This is a genomic window from Microbacterium testaceum StLB037 (assembly GCF_000202635.1).
GTDB lineage: Bacteria > Actinomycetota > Actinomycetes > Actinomycetales > Microbacteriaceae > Microbacterium > Microbacterium testaceum_F.
This window is the reverse complement of the sequence record NC_015125.1, coordinates 1,124,696-1,142,847: the sequence shown is the minus strand read 5'-3', so window position 1 is coordinate 1,142,847 and position 18,152 is coordinate 1,124,696. Positions and strand designations below refer to the sequence as shown.

The following is an 18,152-nucleotide window of genomic DNA, read 5'->3' as shown; positions in this document are numbered from 1 at the left end:
TTTAGTTGTTCTGCCGGAAAGTGACCCCAACGGGATTCGAACCCGTGCTACCGCCGTGAAAGGGCGGCGTCCTAGGCCGCTAAACGATGGGGCCGGATGAGCTCGAAACCTTGCGATTTCGTCCTCGCTTGCCGACGACCGAGCCTACTTCATGATTCGCGAGATTGCCAATCGAGGGCGTGGCGTACGTGCCGAAGCGGGTTCGGCGACGGAAGATGGGCCGCAACGGCGGGACTCGCTCTGTTGCTCCTGTGACTCGTGTTGCTACTGTGTTCCGAGTTGCGAACCGGTGAGAGAAGGTATTCCCGTGACGCTCGAGCGCCCCGAAGATCACGACGACTGCGGTTGCGCGCCCTCCGAGAGTGAGAGGCGTCGCCTGTGGCCGTCGCTCGACCGACGGAGCGCGCTGAAGCTGGGAGCCCTGGGGGCCGTGGCGGTCGGCGCCTTCGGCGCGACGGTGCCGTCGTTCGGATCACCCGCGTACGCCGCCGACTACCCCTCGTGGGACGACGTCGAAGCCGCGCGCGCGAACGAAGCCGCGAAAGCGGGTGAGATCACCCGCATCCAGGGCCTGATCCAGCAACTGCAGTCCGAGGTCGCGCGCACGCAGGCCGAGGTCGTCGCCCGCTCCGACGAGTACTACACCGCTCAGCAGGCCTACTTCGACGCGGACTACCGCGCTCAGCAGATCCAGTCGCAGGCCGACGCCGAGGCGCAGAAGGCCACGGATGCCGCGACCAAGGCCGGCAAGGTCGCCGCACAGCTGTACCGCGACGGCGGCGATGACACCTCCCTCGATCTGTTCTTCTCCGGCTCGGCCGCGACCGCGGACGATCTGCTCGCCAAGCTCGGCACGATGGACAAGCTCGTCGATCGCAACCGCGCCGTGTACGCCGCGGCGGTCACGGCTCGCGACAACGCGAAGAACCTGAGCAACCAGGCGAACGACGCGCGCGCCGAGCGCGACCGGCTGCAGAAGATCGCGCAAGAGAAGATGGTCGCCGCTCAGCAGGCCGCCGACGCCGCTCAGCAGGCCCTGGCGGCACAGCAGGAGAACCAGGCGACCCTCGAAGCGCAGCTCGCCGCCCTCCAGGACACGACCGCGAAGACGGTCGCCGACTACCAGGCCGGCGTCGAGGCCGAGCGCAAGGCGCGTGAAGAGCGCGAGCGGAAAGCACGCGAGGAAGCGGAAGCGCGCGACCGAGCCGAACGCGAGCGTCGTGAGCAGGAAGAACGCGACAACGCCAACAACAACAGCGGTGGCGGCGGCGGTGGAGACAACGGCGGCGGCGGTGGCGGCGGAAACAGCGGCGGCGGCGGAGGGCCCGGTGGGTGGTCCCGTCCCTCGTGGGCCGGCACCACCTCGGGTTACGGGCCGCGCTCGAGCCAGTGCAACGGTAGCTACTGCGCGAGCTCGTGGCACCTCGGCCTCGACTTCGGCGCCGGGTGTTACTCGCCGATCTACGCGGCCTTCGACGGCCGCGTGAGCTACGCCGGATACAACGGCGGCTACGGCAATTACATCCGCATCGAGCACCCCGACGGCTCGGGCACGGGCTACGCCCACATCGTCAACGGCGGCATCTACGTGTCGACCGGCGACTGGGTCTCGTCGGGGCAGCAGATCGCCGCCGCGGGGCAGACGGGCAACTCGTTCGGCTGCCACCTCCACTTCGAGGTCTACCCGCCGTGGGGCGGCACCACCGATCCGGCGCCCTGGCTGCGCTGGCGCGGAATCGACGTCTGACACGAAAGAACCCCCGGTCCGAGACCGGGGGTTCTTTCGTTGACGCGAGGGTGTCAGAGCGTGTTCGGCGCCTCGCCCGAGCCCTGCGTCTTGGTCTGCGCGTCGTGCTCGTCGAAGCGCGTGAACGCCTCGCCGACCAGGCGCTCGGCCTCGGCGGCATCCGCCCACTCGTCGACCTTGACCCACTTGTTGGGCTCGAGGTCCTTGTAGTGCTCGAAGAAGTGCGTGATCTCCTTCTTCGTCCACTCGTCGATGTCGCCGACGTCCTGGATGTGGTCCCAACGCGGGTCCTTCGCGAGCACGGCCACGACCTTGTCGTCGCCGCCGGCCTCGTCGCTCATCTTGAGCACGCCGACGGGACGCACCTTGGCGAGGATGCCGGGGTGCAGCTCGCGGTCGAGCAGCACGAGCACGTCGAGCGGGTCGCCGTCTTCGCCGAGGGTGTTCTCGAAGAAGCCGTAGTTGGCCGGGTAGCCGAACACCGTGTAGAGGATGCGGTCGAGGTAGACGCGGCCGGTGCCGTGGTCGACCTCGTACTTCACGCGGCTGCCGCGGGGGATCTCGATGACGGCGTCGTATGCGCCCATACTCGTGCTCCTTAGATCTGTGGATTTCCGCGCCCAGCCTAGTCGGGAGCCACCCGGAGCCCGAGCCGTGACGCCGCTACCGTGGAGGGATGGATCACCGTCCCGGACTCGACCCGTCCGTCGCCGAGGTGCGTCGTGCCGTGCGCGCGGCGCTCGAGCGGATCGACGGCTCCGTCGTCGTCGCGCTGTCGGGCGGGCCGGATTCGCTCGCGCTCGCGGCCGCGACCGCGTTCGAGGCGCCCCGTGCCGGCATCCGTGCCGAGGCCGTCGTGATCGACCACGGATTGCAGGACGGGTCGGATGCCGTCGCCGCCGCGGCCGCGGAGAAGGCGCGCGCTCTCGGTCTCGATGCGCGCGTCGTGACGGTGCAGGTCGGTTCAGGTGACGGCCCCGAGGCTGCTGCGCGGGAAGCGCGCTATGCCGGTCTCGCGCGCGCGGCGGCCGACATCCGCGCTGACGCGGTGCTGCTCGGCCACACCCTCGACGACCAGGCGGAGACGGTGCTTCTGGGGCTGGCGCGCGGAGCCGGTGCGGCGAGTCTTTCCGGCATGGCACCGGAGCGACGGGATGCCACCGGCCCGACGTGGGTGCGCCCGCTCCTCGCCGTGCGCCGCCGGGTTACCGTCGCCGCCTGTGCCGCGGAGGGGCTCGACCCGTGGACCGACCCGCACAACGCCGACCCCGCATACACGCGCGTGCGGGTGCGCGAGCGCGTGCTGCCGGTGCTCGAGGCGGAACTCGGACCGGGGGTCGCCGAGGCCCTCGCCCGTACGGCCGAGCAACTGCGCGAGGATGCCGCCGCGTTCCAGGACATGATCGACGAGACGATCGAAGACATCGTCGAGCACGCCGAGGCCGGCATCTCGCTCTCGGCTGCGGCGCTGGCGGCGAACCCCGCGGCGCTGCGCAACCGCATCGTGCGATACGTCGTCGAGAGCGAGTTCGGGGTCTCCCTCACGCGCACGCAGACACTCGAGGTCGCGCGCCTCGCGACGGACTGGCGGGGTCAGGGCCCGATCGATCTGCCCGGATGCCTCGCGCGCCGCGCCGGCGGGCGGATCGAGGTCGTCGCGCGGGCGGCATCCTGAATCGACCGACGTAGACTTTCCGAATGCGCGCGGCCGACATTTCCGACGACATCAGCGAAGTCCTCCTCACCGAGGAACAGATTCACGAGAAGCTCGCCGAATTGGCGCAGCAGGTCGTCGCCGACTATTCCGGCAAAGACGTCGTGCTCGTGGGAGTCCTCAAGGGGGCGGTCATGGTGATGGCCGACTTCGCGCGTCACCTGCCCCGGCACATCACGATGGACTGGATGGCCGTGTCCTCCTACGGCGCGAGCACGCGCTCGAGCGGCGTCGTGCAGATCCGCAAAGACCTCGACACCGACATCACCGGCAAGCACGTGCTGATCGTCGAGGACATCATCGACTCCGGCCTCACGCTCAGCTGGCTGCTCGAGAACTTCGCCTCGCGCGGAGCCGAATCGGTCGAGGTGCTGGCGCTCCTGCGCAAACCGGATGCCATGAAGGTCGAGGTCGAGTGCCGCTACGTGGGCTTCGACATCCCCAACGACTTCGTCATCGGGTACGGACTCGACTATGCGGAGAAGTACCGCAACCTGCGCGACGTCGCGGTGCTCGCGCCGCACGTGTACTCCTGACCCCCGGATACGCCCACGACGAACGCACAGGCCCGGCATAGTCCGCGGGCGTTACCCTGATCCCACCGCTTTTCCTCCGCGAGCGGTTCACGAAAGGGCTGGGCTTGCCCACCATGGATTTCAAGAAGATCACGCGCAACCCGATCATCTACGTTCTGCTGGTCGGTCTGCTTCTGGTCATCGGCTTCTCGCTCATCTCGAACCTGAGCGGTGCACGTCAGATCTCCACGAAAGAGGGTCTCGACCTGCTGAAGGGCGGGACCGTCACCCAGGTGGTGACCAACGATCCCGATCAGCGCGTCGACCTCACGCTGTCGCAGCCGTTCGAGGGTGCGAACGACGTGCAGTTCTACTACAGCCAGGCTCGTGCGAACGAGGTCGCCAGCGCGATCGACAGCGCCGCTCCCTCGGACGGCTTCAACGACGTCGTCCCCAAGCCCAGCTGGTTCGACGGTTTCCTCGGGCTGATGATCCCGCTCGTGCTGCTCGGCCTTCTCTTCTGGTGGCTGCTCTCGAGCGCCCAGGGCGGCGGCAGCAAGGTCATGCAGTTCGGCAAATCGCGCGCGAAACTCGTGACGAAGGAGACGCCGACCGTCACCTTCCAGGACGTCGCGGGATCCGACGAGGCGATCGAAGAGCTCGACGAGATCAAGGAGTTCCTCAAGGATCCGAAGAAGTTCGAAGAGGTCGGTGCCCGCATCCCGAAGGGCGTGCTGCTGTACGGCCCTCCCGGAACCGGTAAGACCCTGCTCGCCCGCGCCGTCGCCGGCGAGGCCGGGGTGCCGTTCTACTCGATCTCGGGTTCGGACTTCGTCGAGATGTTCGTCGGTGTCGGCGCCAGCCGCGTCCGCGACCTCTTCAACCAGGCCAAGGAGAGCTCGCCGGCCATCATCTTCATCGACGAGATCGACGCCGTCGGTCGCCACCGCGGCGCCGGCATGGGCGGCGGGCACGACGAGCGCGAGCAGACGCTGAACCAGATGCTCGTCGAGATGGACGGCTTCGACCCGAAGGTCAACGTCATCGTCATCGCGGCGACGAACCGCCCCGACATCCTCGACCCCGCCCTGTTGCGTCCGGGCCGGTTCGACCGTCAGATCGGTGTCGACGCCCCCGACCTCAAGGGACGCCAGCGCATCCTCGAGGTGCACGGTCGCGGCAAGCCGCTGTCCGACTCGGTCGACCTCGAGGTCGTCGCGCGTAAGACGCCCGGCTTCACCGGTGCCGATCTCGCGAACGTCCTCAATGAGGCGGCCCTGCTGACGGCGCGCTCGAACGCGCAGCTCATCGACAACCGCGCGCTCGACGAGGCCATCGACCGCGTCATCGCCGGTCCCCAGCGCCGTACCCGCGTGATGAAGGACAAAGAGAAGCTCATCACGGCCTACCACGAGGGCGGACACGCGCTCGCCGCGGCGGCGATGAACCACACCGACCCCGTCACGAAGGTGACGATCCTTCCGCGCGGCAAGGCGCTCGGGTACACGATGGTGCTGCCGCTCGACGACAAGTACTCGGTCACCCGCAACGAGCTGCAGGACCAGCTGACGTACGCGATGGGCGGCCGCGTGGCCGAGGAGATCGTGTTCCACGACCCCACCACCGGCGCCTCGAACGACATCGAGAAGGCGACGAGCATCGCCCGCAAGATGGTCACCGAGTACGGCATGACCAACGACGTGGGCCCGGTCAAGCTCGGCTCCTCGTCGGGCGAGGTCTTCATGGGCCGCGACATGGGTCACGGCCGTGACTTCTCGGAGCGCATCGCCGAGCGCGTCGACGCCCAGGTGCGCGCGCTCATCGAGCAGGCGCACAACGAGGCGTACGAGGTCATCAACGCCAACCGCGACGTCCTCGACCGTCTTGCTCTCGAGCTGCTCGAGAAGGAGACGCTCGACCATCTCGAGCTCGCCGAGATCTTCAAGGACGTCAAGCGCCTCCCGCCGCGTCCCCAGTGGCTGTCGTCCGGCGACCGTCCGGTCTCGACCCTGCCTCCCGTCGACGTTCCCCGTCGCTCGGCCCCGGCCGGCGTGGCCGCGTCGGTGGAGTCCGAGGCGCAGACCGCGACGCAGGCGCAGCGCCGCCCGAGCGGACAGACGCGACCGGCCACGGCCTAAGGCGCCGTGGCCGTCGACCGGGAGCGCGTCGCCGCGCTCGTACGCGAGTTGCTCGAGGCGATCGGGGAGGATCCCGATCGCCCCGGGCTCCGCCAGACGCCGACCCGCGTGGCCGATTCGTGGAGCGAGTTCTTCGGCGGAGTGGGTCAGGATGCCACCGCCCCCCTGCAGCACACCATCTCGGTGACGCGCGGACCGGCGCCGGACACCCTTCCGTCCGGTGCCGTGATGCTGCGGGACATCGCCTTCCGCTCGATGTGCGAGCACCATCTCCTCCCTTTCCGCGGGCGTGCCCATGTGGCGTATCTGCCCGGGGAAGAGGTCGTGGGTCTCGGAGCGCTGCCCCGGGTGATCGACATCCTGGCGGCACGCCCTCAGGTGCAGGAGCGGCTCGGTGAGCAGGTCGCCGACGCCGTGGCATCCGCTCTCGATGCGCGGGGTGTTCTCGTGGTGCTCGACGCCGTCCACGAGTGCGTGACCATGCGCGGCGGCCGCCAGCTCGACGCGTCGACCGTCACGATCGCCGCGCGCGGCGCGTACACCGACGCCGTCGCCCGGGCCGAGCTCGTCGCCCTGATCGGGGCACGAGCGTGACCCTCATCATGGCGATCGTCAACGTGACCCCGGACTCCTTCAGCGACGGCGGGCGCTACCTCGACCCCGACGTGGCGATCGCACACGCGCGCTCCCTGCGCGCCCAAGGGGCGGACCTCCTCGACATCGGGGGCGAGTCCACGCGGCCGGGTGCCGAGCGCGTCGCCCCTCGGGTGGAGCAGCAGCGCGTTCTGCCGGTCGTCGAGGCGCTGGCATCCGAGGGGGCCGTCGTCAGCATCGACACGATGAACGCTTCGACGGCGCGCGCCGCGGTCGCCGCGGGCGCGCGCCTCGTCAACGATGTGTCGGGAGGTCTCGCCGATCCCGAGATGCTCGCCGCGGTCGCCGAGACCGACGCGGAGATCGCCCTGGGACACTGGCGCGGTCCCTCCTCCGACATGTACGCGCGCGCCGACTACGCCGACGCGGGCCGAGAGGTCGCCGACGAGCTGGCCGAACGGGTGGCGGCGGCCCGCGCCGCGGGAATCGCCTCGGACCGCATCATCGTCGACCCGGGTGTGGGCTTCGGGAAGCGTGGCATCCAGAACTGGCGGGTTCTGAACGCGATCCCCACCCTCGCCGCGCTCGGATCCCGCGTGCTGATCGGCACCAGTCGCAAGCGTTTCCTCGCCGAGGTGCTTGGCGAGGACGCCGATCTCACCCGCCGCGACCTCGCGACCGCCGTCACGAGTGCGCTGGCCGCGCGGTCCGGCGCGTGGGCCGTCCGCGTGCACGATGTTCCGACCACCCGCGACGCGCTCGCCGTCGCCCGCGCCTGGGAGGCCTGATGGATGCCGTTGACGAGATCACCCTCACGGGGGTGCGCGCCTTCGGCTATCACGGGGTGTACGCCGACGAGAAGCGCGACGGTCAGGAGTTCGTCGTCGATGTGACGCTGAGTCTTCCCTTGGGTCGCGCCGCGGCGACCGACGACGTGAGCGACACCGTGCACTACGGCGAGCTCGCGGAACGGATCGTCGAGATCGTCGAGGGGGAGCCGGCGGACCTCCTCGAGACCGTGGCGCAGCGGATCGCCGACGATGTGCTCGCCGACCCGCGCGTCGTCGTGGTGGCGGTCACGGTCCACAAGCCGGCCGCGCCGATCACCGTGCCGTTCGGCGATGTCGCCGTGACCATCCGACGCGGTCGCGTATGAGCGTGCGTCTGGCCCACGGCATCGGCGACCCGCCGCGGGACGCCGAGATGCCCGCGGTGGTGGCTCTCGGCGCGAATCTCGGTGACCGCGCCGAGACCCTGCGAGCGGCCGTCAATGCGCTCCGCGCTCTGCCCCTCACGACAGCGGTGCGGGTGTCGAAGCCGCTGGAGACCGTCGCGGTCACCGTGCACGGGGAGGATGCCGACGCCCCGCGCTACCTCAACGCCGTCGCGCTCGTGTCGACGCGGCTCGCCCCGCGCGCCCTCCTCCGAGAGCTCCACCGCATCGAGGCCGACCACGGCCGCGTGCGCCGCGAGCGCTGGGGGGACCGCACGCTCGATCTCGACCTGATCGCGTACGCCGACGAACGCATCGACGACGAGGACCTCACGGTGCCGCACCCCCGCGCGCACGAGCGGGAGTTCGTCCTCGCGCCGTGGCTCGACGTGGATCCGGATGCCGAGATCCCGGGACGCGGCCGCGTCGAGGACCTGCTGCGCGAGCTGCGGGGAGGTGCACGATGAAACGCACGGGCGCGGGAATCCTCGTCATCGCGGCGGTCGTCGGCGCGGTGTGCGGATTCATCCTCGACACCGTCCTCGCGGCGATGGGCCGCCCGACTTTCTCTCCGGCCGCGAGCCTGCCCACGATCCTCGTGCTCCTGGGCGCGGTGATCGTCGCGCTCGCGGTCCCGGTCGCCCGCGCGACCCGCGGCCGCTCGAGTCGACGCATCGACCCGTTCCGTGCCCTGCGCATCGCGATGCTGGCGAAGGCGTCGTCGCTCGTGGGCGCCGCGGCGACGGGTTTCGGTGCCGGGCTGCTGTCCTTCCTCTTCACCCGTCCGGTGACTCCGTCGGTAGGCTCGATGGGATCGATCATCGCGACGGTCGTGTGCGGAGTCGTCCTCGTCGTCGCGGGGCTCGTGGCCGAGCAGCTCTGCACCATCCGGAAGGACGACGATGACGAACACCCCGGACTTCCCGGAGCGGACGCCGCTCCCCGCTGAGGCCGCTCCGGGCGAGCGCGTCGGCGCGGACCCGTGGCCGCGCGTCGGCGCGGACCCGTCGCCGCAGCCCGGGGTCGTGGCACCCGAGCCGACGCCGTCGCGCGATGCGCCGGTCTTCGACGAGGGCACGTTCCCGCGAATCCTCGAGCCGCGCGGTGCGGGGCGCCTGCCGCTCGGTGACGGCACCTGGCATCAGCTGGCCCGCGCCTACGTGCGGGTTCAGGTGATCTCGCAGGGCGCATTCCTCCTCCTCGTCCTCGCGGTCGCTCTCGCCCTGCAGCTCTTCCTGAACCTGCAGTGGCAGTGGATCCCGGCGGGAATCCTCGCTGTCATCACCCTCGTGGGGCTCATCATCACCCCGCGCCAGGCGCGGTCGTTCGGCTACCAGCTGCGTCGCGATGACCTCGTCTTCCGTCGGGGGATCCTCTGGCAGCGCGTGGTGGCCGTGCCCTATGGCCGCATGCAGCTCGTGGACATCACTCACGGCCCCCTCGACCGCGGCTTCGGCATCGCGCAGCTCAAGCTCGTCACGGCCGCGGCGTCCACGGGCGTCACCATCCCCGGCCTCACCCAGGCGGCGGCCGAGCAGCTGCGTGACACCCTCATCGCCGTCGCCGAGACCCGTCGGACCGGACTGTGACCGACGCCGCCCCGCCACCCGCCGCACCGGGGGGACGCGTCACCACTCGATCGCCGATGAGCGACGGGGAATGGCATCGTCTCCACCCCCTGACGCCGCTCCTGCGCGGGGGCCTGTTCCTCCTCGTGATGATCGGCGTCCTGGTCGCGAATCTGCGGGAGCGACTCTTCGAGCTCTTCTTCCCGATCTTCACCGATCTCCCCTCGGGGGCGATGCCGCCGGATCCCGTCGACTTTCTCTTCTCGCACAACCTGTTCCTCATCGCCGCGGGCGCGGTGATCGTGGTGCTGGTGATCCTTCTGGCGGCCTTCCGCCTGTCGTGGCGGTTCCACACCCTGCGCATCGGCGACGACGTCGAGGTGCGGTCGGGCGTCCTCTTCCGCACGCACCGTCGCGCGCCCCTCGACCGGGTCCAGGGCGTGAATCTCACGCGGCCGATGGTCGCGCGGCTGCTCGGGCTGGCGAAGCTCGAGGTCGTGGGTGCGGGGCTGGATGCCAACGTCAAGCTCGAGTACCTCTCCGCCAAGGACGCCGACGCCCTGCGCAGTGACATCCTCCGATTGGCATCCGGTCGTCGTCTCGCCGAGGCGGGTCCGGGCGCGGTCCCGGGGGGATCGTTCGTGCGAGCGACCGCGGAGGCCGTGGGTTCCGGCATCCAGGGTCTCGTCGAGGGGGAGGACTTCTCCGATGCCGAGCCCGAGAGCATCGTGCGCATCCCCCTGGGAAGATTGGTCGCCTCGCGGGTCCTGAGCGGCTCGATGCTCTGGCTTCTCGGACTGGTCGCGGCGATCATCGTCGCCGCCTCGATCTCGACGGTGTGGCTGCTCTTCACCGTGGTGCCCACCTTCCTCGCTTACGGGGCGTACTACGTGCGCTCGATAGCGCGGGGGCTCCGGTACTCGATCGCGCCGACGCCGGACGGCGTCCGGCTGACGTTCGGCCTTTTCACGACGATCAGCGAGGTGGTTCCGCCTGGTCGCGTGCACGCGATCGAGGTGCGGCAGCCTTTGCTGTGGCGTCCGTTCGGGTGGTGGTCCATCTCGGTCAACCGTCTTTCGGGCCGGTCGTCCACCGATTCGTCGACCGATCAGCTCGCCGCCGTGCTCCCCGTGGGCACCACGGAGGACGTCGAGCGGGTGCTTCGGATCCTCGCGCCCGCCCTCCCGTCGGACGGATGGGCTCAGGTCATCCGTGACGGTGTGCTGGGCCCGGTGGCCGACGACCCCTACGTGACGACACCGCGTCGGGCGCGGATCCTGCGTCCGCTGTCGTGGCGTCGGAACGGGGCGCTGCTGACGGCGGAAGCGCTGTTCCTCCGGCGGGGATGGATCTGGAGATCGCTGTCGATCTTCCCGCTCGCGCGACTGCAGTCGGTCGGACTGCACCAGGGGCCGCTTGCGCGGTCGATGCGGACGGCGAGATTGGGGGCGCACGTGATCTCGGGAACGGTGCAGACCTCGGTGGGCGTGCTCGACCGCGATGCGGCGTTGACGTTGATGGAAGACACCGCGCGGGCGACCGTGGCGGCCGCGGCGGAGGACAGGACCCACAGGTGGGCGGGATGAGCGGAACGCGTGACGGGCGACTCGGGGTCGGAATCATCGGAGCCGGGCGCGTGGGTCCCGTGATCGGATCGGCGCTGGCGGGAGCGGGCCACGCGCTCACCGGGATCACGTCGGGATCCGATGACGATCGCGTCGAGGCCATCCTCCCCGGGCTGCCGGTGCTGTCGCCCGAAGAGGTCGTGCGTCGCAGCGAGCTGGTCGTCGTAGCCGTCCCGCACGACCAACTCGAAGGTCTCGTCTCGGGGCTCGCCGACCTCGGCGCCTGGCAACCGGGGCAGCTGGTCGTGCACACGGACCCGGCGTACGGCGTCGGCGTCCTCGCCCCGGCGGTGAAGAGCGGGGCGATCCCGCTGGCGATCCACCCCGCGATCACCTTCACCGGCGCGTCGTCGCTCGACCTGCACCAGCTCGCGCAGGCGTACGCGGCCGTGACGGCTCCGGCCCCCGTGCTCCCGATCGCGCAGGCGCTGGCGGTCGAGCTCGGGTGCGAGCCCGTGGTCGTCGCCGAGGCCGATCGCGGCACGTACGCCGAGGCCATCGCGACGGCGACTGAGTTCTCGCGCTCGATCGTGCAGCAATCCGCGGCGCTGCTCTCGCAGGTCGGGGTCCCGAACACCGGCGGGTACCTGTCCGCCCTCGTCCGCTCGAGCGTCGACCAGGCCCTCGCCGAGAGCACCGGGCCCGGACCGGAGGGGCTGAAGCCGGACGCTACGATCAACGAATGATCCGCACCATCGACGATCTGCGCTCCCGTTTGGCGGAGGTGCGCAGCGCCGACTCCTCCGAGAGCGTGACCCGCGTCGCCCTCGTCTCGACTCTCGGCGCCCTTCACGAGGGGCACGTCGACCTCATCCGGGAAGCACGTCGGCACGCGGACATCGTCGTGGTCTCGACCTTCGTGAACCCGCTGCGGTTCCGTACCGCCGAAGACACCGCCGCTTACCCGCGCTCTCCGGAAGCGGATGCCGACCTGCTGACCGACCTGGGCGTCGACGTCGTCTTCGCCCCTACGGCGGCCGATTTCTTGCCGGCCGGCACCGCGACGACGCGCGTCGCGGCGGGAGACCTCGGGTTCCGCTACGAGGGACGATCCCGCCCCTTCTACTTCGACGGGGTGCTGACGGTCGAGGCGAAGCTCTTCCACCTCGTGCGCCCGGACGTCGCGATCTACGGGGAACGCGACCTGCAGCGGGTGTTCCTCGTCCGCCGGATGATCCGCGATCTCGACTTCGCGATCGACACGGTGGTCGTGCCCACGGTGCGCGCCGAGGACGGTCTGCCCGTGTCGAGCCGCGTCGCCCTTCTCGACGATGCCGACCGTCGGGCGGCGGCGAAGCTTCCGCGGGCCCTCGAAGCGGCCGCCTCCAACGCCGACCTCGGCGTCGACGCGTGCATCGCGGCGGCGCAGTCTTCGTTGATGGGAGAGCAGCGCATCGCGCTGGAGTACCTCACCGTCGTCGACCCGGCGACGTTCCTCCCGGTCGAGGAGGGTCACCGCGGTCGCGCGCTGGCGCTCATCGCCGCGACCGTCGGGGGTCATCGCTTCATCGACAACGCGGAGATCTCGCTGCGCTGAGGGGACTCGCCCGGTCAACCCGGCCGCGCGGGAGGGCGGGGGCCACGGGCACCCGGTGCCCGGCGAATAGACTGGGTGAGACCCCGAGGAGCTCTCACGATGACCGACGCGCCCGCGAACGACGCCGCCGAACCCACCGAAGAAGACGTCTTCGAGCAGAAGGCCGTCCGCCTCGGTAAGCGGGAACGCCTCCTCGCTGAGCGGACCGACGCCGCGGGCGGTCCCTACCCGGTCGTGGTGCCCGTGACGGACACGATCCCGGCGCTGCGCGAGCGTTTCGGCGACCTCGAGGCGGGGGCCGAGACCGGCGTCACGGCGGGCGTGGCCGGACGAGTGGTGTTCAGCCGAAACACCGGCAAGCTCTGTTTCGCGTCGCTCCAGGCGGGCGACGGCAGCCGCATCCAGGCGATGGTGTCCCTCGCCGCGGTGGGAGAGGAGTCGCTCCAGGCGTGGAAGGAGCTCGTCGACCTCGGCGACCACGTCTTCGTCTCGGGAGAGGTCATCTCCAGCCGCCGTGGCGAGTTGTCGATCATGGTCGCCGAGTGGCGGGTCGCCGCGAAGGCCGTCCTGCCGCTGCCGAACCTGCACAGCGAGCTCAGTGAAGAGAGTCGCGTGCGCAGCCGCTTCCTGGACCTCATCGTGCGGGACCGCGCGCGGGAGACCGTGCTCGCCCGCGCGAAGGTCAACGCGAGTCTGCGCCGCACGTTCACCGAGCGCGACTTCGTCGAGGTCGAGACCCCGATGCTGCAGGTTCAGCATGGCGGCGCGAGCGCACGTCCGTTCGTGACGCACTCGAACGCCTTCGACGCCGAGCTCTACCTCCGCATCGCACCCGAGCTGTTCCTCAAGCGGGCCGTGGTCGGCGGCATCGACCGGGTGTACGAGATCAACCGCAATTTCCGCAACGAGGGTGCCGATTCCACGCACAGCCCGGAGTTCGCGATGCTCGAGGCCTATCAGGCCTACACGGATTACAACGGCATCGCTGATCTGACCCAGACGCTCATCCAGAACGCCGCCGTCGCGGTCGCCGGTTCGACCACCGTCACCTGGGCGGACGGGACCGAGTACGACCTCGGCGGTGACTGGGACCGAATCTCGATGTACGTCTCGCTCTCGGAGGCGTCGGGCCGGACGATCACCCCGCAGACCGCCGTCGACGAGCTTCGCGCGTTCGGCGCGGAAGCGGGCGTCGAGGCCCCCGCCCACGAGACGCACGGCAAGTGGGTCGAAGAGCTGTGGGAGCACTTCGTCAAGGGCGGTCTGACCCGTCCCACGTTCGTGATGGACTTCCCCGTCGACACCAGTCCGCTGGTGCGCGAGCACCGGTCGATCCCCGGCGTGGTCGAGAAGTGGGACCTGTACGTGCGCGGCTTCGAACTCGCGACCGGCTACTCCGAGCTGGTCGACCCCGTGATCCAGCGCGAGCGCTTCGTCGAACAGGCCACTCTCGCCGCGCGCGGTGACGTCGAGGCGATGTCGATCGATGAGGAGTTCCTCCGCGCCCTCGAGCACGGCATGCCGCCCACCGGGGGCATGGGGATGGGCATCGACCGCCTGCTCATGGCGATCACGGGTCTCGGCATCCGCGAGACCATCCTCTTCCCGCTGGTCAAGTGAGGCGGGCCCGCGCTCAGCGCGGGGCACGCTCGAACAGCCATTCCGGAAGCCGGCCGTGGTCGGCGAGGGTGAGCACGATCCCGCTGAGCCCGTGCGCGGGGTCGATCTCGAGGGCGGTTTCCGCGTAGAAAGCTGCGTGCGTGGAGCGCCCGGTCGCCCAGGCGAGCCATGCGCAGGCGGCGAGAGCACCGGGCCGGCGTGCGCGTGGCGCGGTCGCGGCGACCCGGCGGCAGCGATCCAGGGCGACGAGGAGTCGGTCGAGGTCGGGGTTCGCACCCTCTCCCCACATCGGACGGGCGATGTCTTCGGGATACCCCTCGCCGTCGGGGAACCGCGTCTGCGCGTGGAACGCGGCATCTCCCGTGGTGATGTCGCCGGCCCACTGCATCAGCGCGACGTCGCGCAACAGGGGTCGTTCGAGCGCGTAGGCGAGGCTGGCGAGTCGGTGACGACCGTCGGTGTCGGTGATCGGCTCGAGGACGCTCTCGAACAGAGCGGGCGGGTCGGCGAGCTCGTCGAGGATCGCCTCCGCGGAACGACGTCGCGACACGCTCAGGCTGTTCCGCCGTCGTGGGACGTCGAGCAGGAGATCGACGTCCTCGAGGGCGCGCCCCATCCGTTCTTTCTCGGCGAGGTCGACGGCGGGCAACGCAGCCGCACCGATCTGATCGTGCTCGGGGAAGGACTCGGGGAGATCCGGGCCCGCGGCCGTGATCTCGTCGAGCCCGTGCTCGCCGCCGACGGACGGATCCTGGTAGCTGCCCCATCCGTCCGCCCCCACGACGAGCGCCTCGATCACCCGGAGTCCGCAGATGTGTGCGCGCTCCAGGACGGCGTCGACGAGCGCGTCGTGGGGGAGTGAGCCTCGGTCGGCCACGGCGTCGTCGGTGTAGATCACGACCGTCACGGCATCCGTCAGGGGGACTTTGCAGGCCATGCCGATGAGGGTCGATGCGATGCGGGGGAGATCGGGATTGTCGTCAGCGGGGAGATCGACGCGCAAAGCGGCGAGCGATCGGGATCCCGCGAACGGGACCAGGACGAGGCTGCGGCGCGGCGTGCAGTCGAGAAGTCGCGGGACGAGAGAGAGAAGGGACAGGGGCGAGGAGACGCGGATGACCGTGGACATGACGACGAGCGTCGTGGATTCGCGGTTCGCGCGAGCGCCGCCGGGGACGAAATGGGGAGGGACCCGACAAGATCGCCGCGGTGCAGAAGGAGCCCGGGCCGGAGGTCGTCATGCCGCGGGTATCCTTGAGGGATGGAGAGTTCCTGGCTGCCGGTGTTGTGGGCGATTCTGCCGACCATCGTCGTGTCGGTGACGTTCTTCCTGATCCTGCGTGGGGCCATCCGCATGGATCGCACGGAGCGCAAGGCGTACGCGCGCATCGAGGCGCAGGAGCGCGCGAAGCGTGGTCTTCCTCCCGTAGCCGGCGACAGCGCCGCCCAGTAACCACGCCGTCCGCTGACGTCGGTCCCGTCGCGTGTCGGGGGTACTCACTACGCTGAGGGGACAACCCGCCCAGGAGGACCCGTGATCGACGCCACGTTCGAAGCGAGCTGGCTCGTCATCGCCTTCTTCGTGATCGACCTGGTCGTGCGCATCGCCGCGATCATCGTCGTCCCCCGCAACCGGCGTCCCACCGCCGCGATGGCATGGTTGCTCGCCATCTACTTCATCCCGTTCGTCGGCGTGTTCCTGTTCCTGCTCATCGGAAACCCCCGCCTGCCGCGTCGTCGCCGCCGCAAGCAGGCCGCCATCAACGAGTACATCCACGACACGAGTGCCTCCCTCGAGTTCGGCACCCTGCGACCCAACGCCCCGCACTGGTTCCGCGCTCTCGTGCAGTTGAACCGGAATCTCGGCGCCATGCCCATCGCGGGAGACAACGCCGCGACGTTGATCTCCGACTATCAGCAGAGCCTGGATGCCATGGCCGAGGCCATCCGGCAGGCGCGGCGCTACGTGCACGTCGAGTTCTACATCCTGCAGTCCGACGACTCGACCGACAACTTCTTCCGCGCCCTCGAAGAGGCCGCCGAGCGCGGCGTGGTCGTGCGCGTGCTGCTGGATCACTGGGCGAACCGCGGCAAGCCGTTCTACAAGAGAACCCTCCGCCGACTCGACGCGATGGGAGCGCACTGGCATCTGATGCTCCCGGTTCAGCCGCTTCGCGGTCGCTGGCAGCGCCCCGATCTGCGCAACCACCGCAAGCTCCTCGTGATCGACGGCGACGTCGCCTACATGGGCTCGCAGAACGTGACCGACTCCTCGTACAACCTCCGCAAGAACATCCGGCGCGGCCTGCACTGGGTCGACCTCATGGTGCGCGTCGAGGGCCCGGTCGTCGCGAGCATCAACGCCGTCTTCCTCTCCGACTGGTACAGCGAGACCGATGAGACGCTGCGCGACGAGATCGATCTCTTCAGCGTCACGACCGGCCCGGGCGAACTCGACTGCCAGATCGTCCCCTCCGGCCCTGGATTCGACTTCCAGAACAACCTCAAGCTCTTCCTCGGGCTGCTGTTCGCCGCGCGCGAGCGCATCATCATCGTGAGCCCCTACTTCGTCCCCGACGAGGCGCTGCTGCTCGCGATCACCACCGCGTGCCAGCGGGGCGTGCACGTCGAGCTCTTCGTCTCCGAAGAGGGAGACCAGGCGATGGTGTATCACGCGCAGCGCAGCTACTACGAGACGCTCCTGCGGGCCGGCGTCGTGATCTGGATGTACCGCAAGCCGTTCATCCTCCACAGCAAGAGCGTGACGATCGACGACGAAGTGGCCGTGATCGGGTCGAGCAACATGGACATGCGCTCGTTCGGTCTGAACCTCGAGGTGTCGATGCTCGTCCGCGGTCAGGAGTTCGTCCGCGACATGCGCGCGGTCGAAGACGTCTACCGCGGCCTCAGCCGCGAACTCACCGCCGAGGAATGGCAGCAGCAACCGCTGCGGTCGACCATCCTCGACAATCTGGCCCGCCTCACTTCGGCGCTGCAGTAGCCCGCGCGGGAGATCGCCCGCGGCGTTCGCCGCTGGCATCCAGGATTCTGGGCCACCATGGGGCGACGACAACTCGCCCCCGGAGGTCTCATGTCTCGTCGTCTCTCGCTTCTCGGGCTCTTCGGAGCCGGTCTGATCGTCCTGGGCGCCGCGACCGGGTGCGCCTCCGGTGCGGCCTCGGCGCCGTCTTCGGCTCCCCCCACGCAACCGGATGCCACGGCCTCGGCCGAGCCGTCCCCGGTCGAAGCCGGGTGGCTCAACGGCGGCCGCTCGATCGCCCTGGTCACGTGGGGGAGTTCCTCGTGCGCGCCGCGGTCGACGGACGTGCCGACGGTCGCCGATGGAGTGGTCACGGTGGACCTGACCGATCGGCCGGGCACGACGTGCACTCGCGATATGGTTCCCCGCCCGACTCTCGTCCCGCTGCCCGAGGGGCTGGATTCGACCAAGGAGCTCCGGATCTCGGTGACGGGTGTGGTGACGGGAGAGACGACTCTGCCGGGCCTGACGGATGCCGTCGAGCCCCCGACCGCGACCGACTTCGCCCCGAGCGCGGGCTGGGTCGGTGACTCGTTCGTCGCGATCCTGACCTACGGCAGCTCGAGCTGTCCGCCCGTGGTCGAGACGGTGGCGGCCCAGGGGGACGCGATCGCCGTGGGCTTCGCCACCCCGCCCGCCGATCAGGTGTGCACGCTCGACATCGCGCCCCGCGTCAGCATCGCCGACGTGAGCGATCTCGGCGACACCGGGGCCACGAGCCTCGTCCTGTCGGGCGGCGACGTGACCGTCGACGGGCCGGTGGCGATCATCGGGACGCGCTGAGCCGACGCGCGGTGAGCGCCGCCCCGCGGCCCGCGCTCACCGCGGTCCGCCCGGGCCG

General features: G+C 69.9%; 19 protein-coding genes and 1 tRNA gene. 17 read left to right on the top strand and 3 right to left on the bottom strand.

The features are described from left to right. Positions 1–21 precede the first annotated feature (21 nt). Positions 22–94 (bottom strand) — tRNA-Glu (locus MTES_RS05290). Between the two features lie 213 nt (positions 95–307). Here MTES_RS05290 and MTES_RS05285 point away from each other — a divergent pair. Further along, on the top strand, positions 308–1,747 hold the full coding sequence (locus MTES_RS05285) for a M23 family metallopeptidase (protein ID WP_013584175.1): 1,440 nt from the start codon (positions 308–310) through the stop codon (positions 1,745–1,747). 53 nt (positions 1,748–1,800) lie between these two features. On the opposite strand, the gene MTES_RS05280 is transcribed toward MTES_RS05285, so the two are convergent. Then, positions 1,801–2,334 (bottom strand): inorganic diphosphatase, encoded by a 534-nt coding sequence (locus MTES_RS05280; protein ID WP_013584174.1) that lies wholly within the window; start codon positions 2,332–2,334, stop codon positions 1,801–1,803. An 89-nt stretch (positions 2,335–2,423) separates the two neighbouring features. Between MTES_RS05280 and tilS the strand changes: the two genes are divergently transcribed. The 13 genes from tilS to lysS all read left to right on the top strand — a co-directional run bounded on the left by tilS (position 2,424) and on the right by lysS (position 14,271). Next, complete coding sequence (gene tilS, locus MTES_RS05275) at positions 2,424–3,422, top strand: tRNA lysidine(34) synthetase TilS (protein ID WP_013584173.1); 999 nt, start codon at positions 2,424–2,426, stop codon at positions 3,420–3,422. Positions 3,423–3,445: 23 nt separating this feature from the next. Further along, the gene (gene hpt, locus MTES_RS05270; RefSeq protein ID WP_013584172.1) at positions 3,446–3,997 is read left to right on the top strand and encodes a hypoxanthine phosphoribosyltransferase; all 552 of its coding nucleotides are present in this window, start codon (positions 3,446–3,448) and stop codon (positions 3,995–3,997) included. Between the two features lie 113 nt (positions 3,998–4,110). Further along, positions 4,111–6,114, top strand: a complete 2,004-nt coding sequence (gene ftsH, locus MTES_RS05265) for an ATP-dependent zinc metalloprotease FtsH (RefSeq protein ID WP_043361051.1) — start codon at positions 4,111–4,113, stop codon at positions 6,112–6,114. Positions 6,115–6,120: 6 nt separating this feature from the next. After that, on the top strand, positions 6,121–6,708 hold the full coding sequence (gene folE / locus MTES_RS05260) for a GTP cyclohydrolase I (protein ID WP_013584170.1): 588 nt from the start codon (positions 6,121–6,123) through the stop codon (positions 6,706–6,708). Next, positions 6,705–7,496 (top strand): dihydropteroate synthase, encoded by a 792-nt coding sequence (folP, locus tag MTES_RS05255; protein ID WP_013584169.1) that lies wholly within the window; start codon positions 6,705–6,707, stop codon positions 7,494–7,496. Before folE ends, folP begins: the two co-directional genes overlap by 4 nt. Beyond that, on the top strand, positions 7,496–7,864 hold the full coding sequence (folB, locus tag MTES_RS05250; RefSeq protein WP_013584168.1) for a dihydroneopterin aldolase: 369 nt from the start codon (positions 7,496–7,498) through the stop codon (positions 7,862–7,864). Before folP ends, folB begins: the two co-directional genes overlap by 1 nt. After that, entirely contained in the window at positions 7,861–8,388 is a 528-nt protein-coding gene (gene folK, locus MTES_RS05245; protein WP_013584167.1) for a 2-amino-4-hydroxy-6-hydroxymethyldihydropteridine diphosphokinase, read from the top strand. The genes folB and folK overlap by 4 nt, the downstream gene beginning before the upstream one ends. Beyond that, positions 8,385–8,870 carry a DUF3180 domain-containing protein gene (locus tag MTES_RS05240; RefSeq protein ID WP_013584166.1) on the top strand — a complete coding sequence of 162 codons (486 nt, stop codon included), beginning with the start codon at positions 8,385–8,387 and terminating at the stop codon, positions 8,868–8,870. The genes folK and MTES_RS05240 overlap by 4 nt, the downstream gene beginning before the upstream one ends. After that, complete coding sequence (locus MTES_RS05235; RefSeq protein WP_013584165.1) at positions 8,824–9,510, top strand: PH domain-containing protein; 687 nt, start codon at positions 8,824–8,826, stop codon at positions 9,508–9,510. Before MTES_RS05240 ends, MTES_RS05235 begins: the two co-directional genes overlap by 47 nt. A 56-nt stretch (positions 9,511–9,566) precedes the next feature. Then, entirely contained in the window at positions 9,567–11,075 is a 1,509-nt protein-coding gene (locus MTES_RS05230; protein WP_013584164.1) for a PH domain-containing protein, read from the top strand. Continuing rightward, positions 11,072–11,800 (top strand): DUF2520 domain-containing protein, encoded by a 729-nt coding sequence (locus MTES_RS05225; protein ID WP_043362185.1) that lies wholly within the window; start codon positions 11,072–11,074, stop codon positions 11,798–11,800. Before MTES_RS05230 ends, MTES_RS05225 begins: the two co-directional genes overlap by 4 nt. Further along, the gene (gene panC, locus MTES_RS05220; protein WP_013584162.1) at positions 11,797–12,651 is read left to right on the top strand and encodes a pantoate--beta-alanine ligase; all 855 of its coding nucleotides are present in this window, start codon (positions 11,797–11,799) and stop codon (positions 12,649–12,651) included. The genes MTES_RS05225 and panC overlap by 4 nt, the downstream gene beginning before the upstream one ends. Before the next feature lie 99 nt (positions 12,652–12,750). Further along, complete coding sequence (gene lysS / locus MTES_RS05215) at positions 12,751–14,271, top strand: lysine--tRNA ligase (RefSeq protein WP_013584161.1); 1,521 nt, start codon at positions 12,751–12,753, stop codon at positions 14,269–14,271. A gap of 13 nt (positions 14,272–14,284) precedes the next feature. On the opposite strand, the gene MTES_RS05210 is transcribed toward lysS, so the two are convergent. After that, positions 14,285–15,400: a DUF4192 family protein gene (locus MTES_RS05210; RefSeq protein WP_013584160.1), complete on the bottom strand. Its 1,116-nt coding sequence runs from the start codon at positions 15,398–15,400 to the stop codon at positions 14,285–14,287. A 132-nt stretch (positions 15,401–15,532) separates the two neighbouring features. Between MTES_RS05210 and MTES_RS05205 the strand changes: the two genes are divergently transcribed. The 3 genes from MTES_RS05205 to MTES_RS05195 all read left to right on the top strand — a co-directional run bounded on the left by MTES_RS05205 (position 15,533) and on the right by MTES_RS05195 (position 18,094). After that, positions 15,533–15,724 carry a hypothetical protein gene (locus MTES_RS05205; RefSeq protein WP_013584159.1) on the top strand — a complete coding sequence of 64 codons (192 nt, stop codon included), beginning with the start codon at positions 15,533–15,535 and terminating at the stop codon, positions 15,722–15,724. Positions 15,725–15,805: 81 nt separating this feature from the next. Beyond that, positions 15,806–17,272, top strand: coding sequence for a cardiolipin synthase (gene cls / locus MTES_RS05200; protein ID WP_013584158.1), 1,467 nt, complete (start codon positions 15,806–15,808; stop codon positions 17,270–17,272). Positions 17,273–17,362: 90 nt separating this feature from the next. After that, entirely contained in the window at positions 17,363–18,094 is a 732-nt protein-coding gene (locus tag MTES_RS05195) for a hypothetical protein (protein WP_013584157.1), read from the top strand. Positions 18,095–18,152 lie beyond the last annotated feature (58 nt).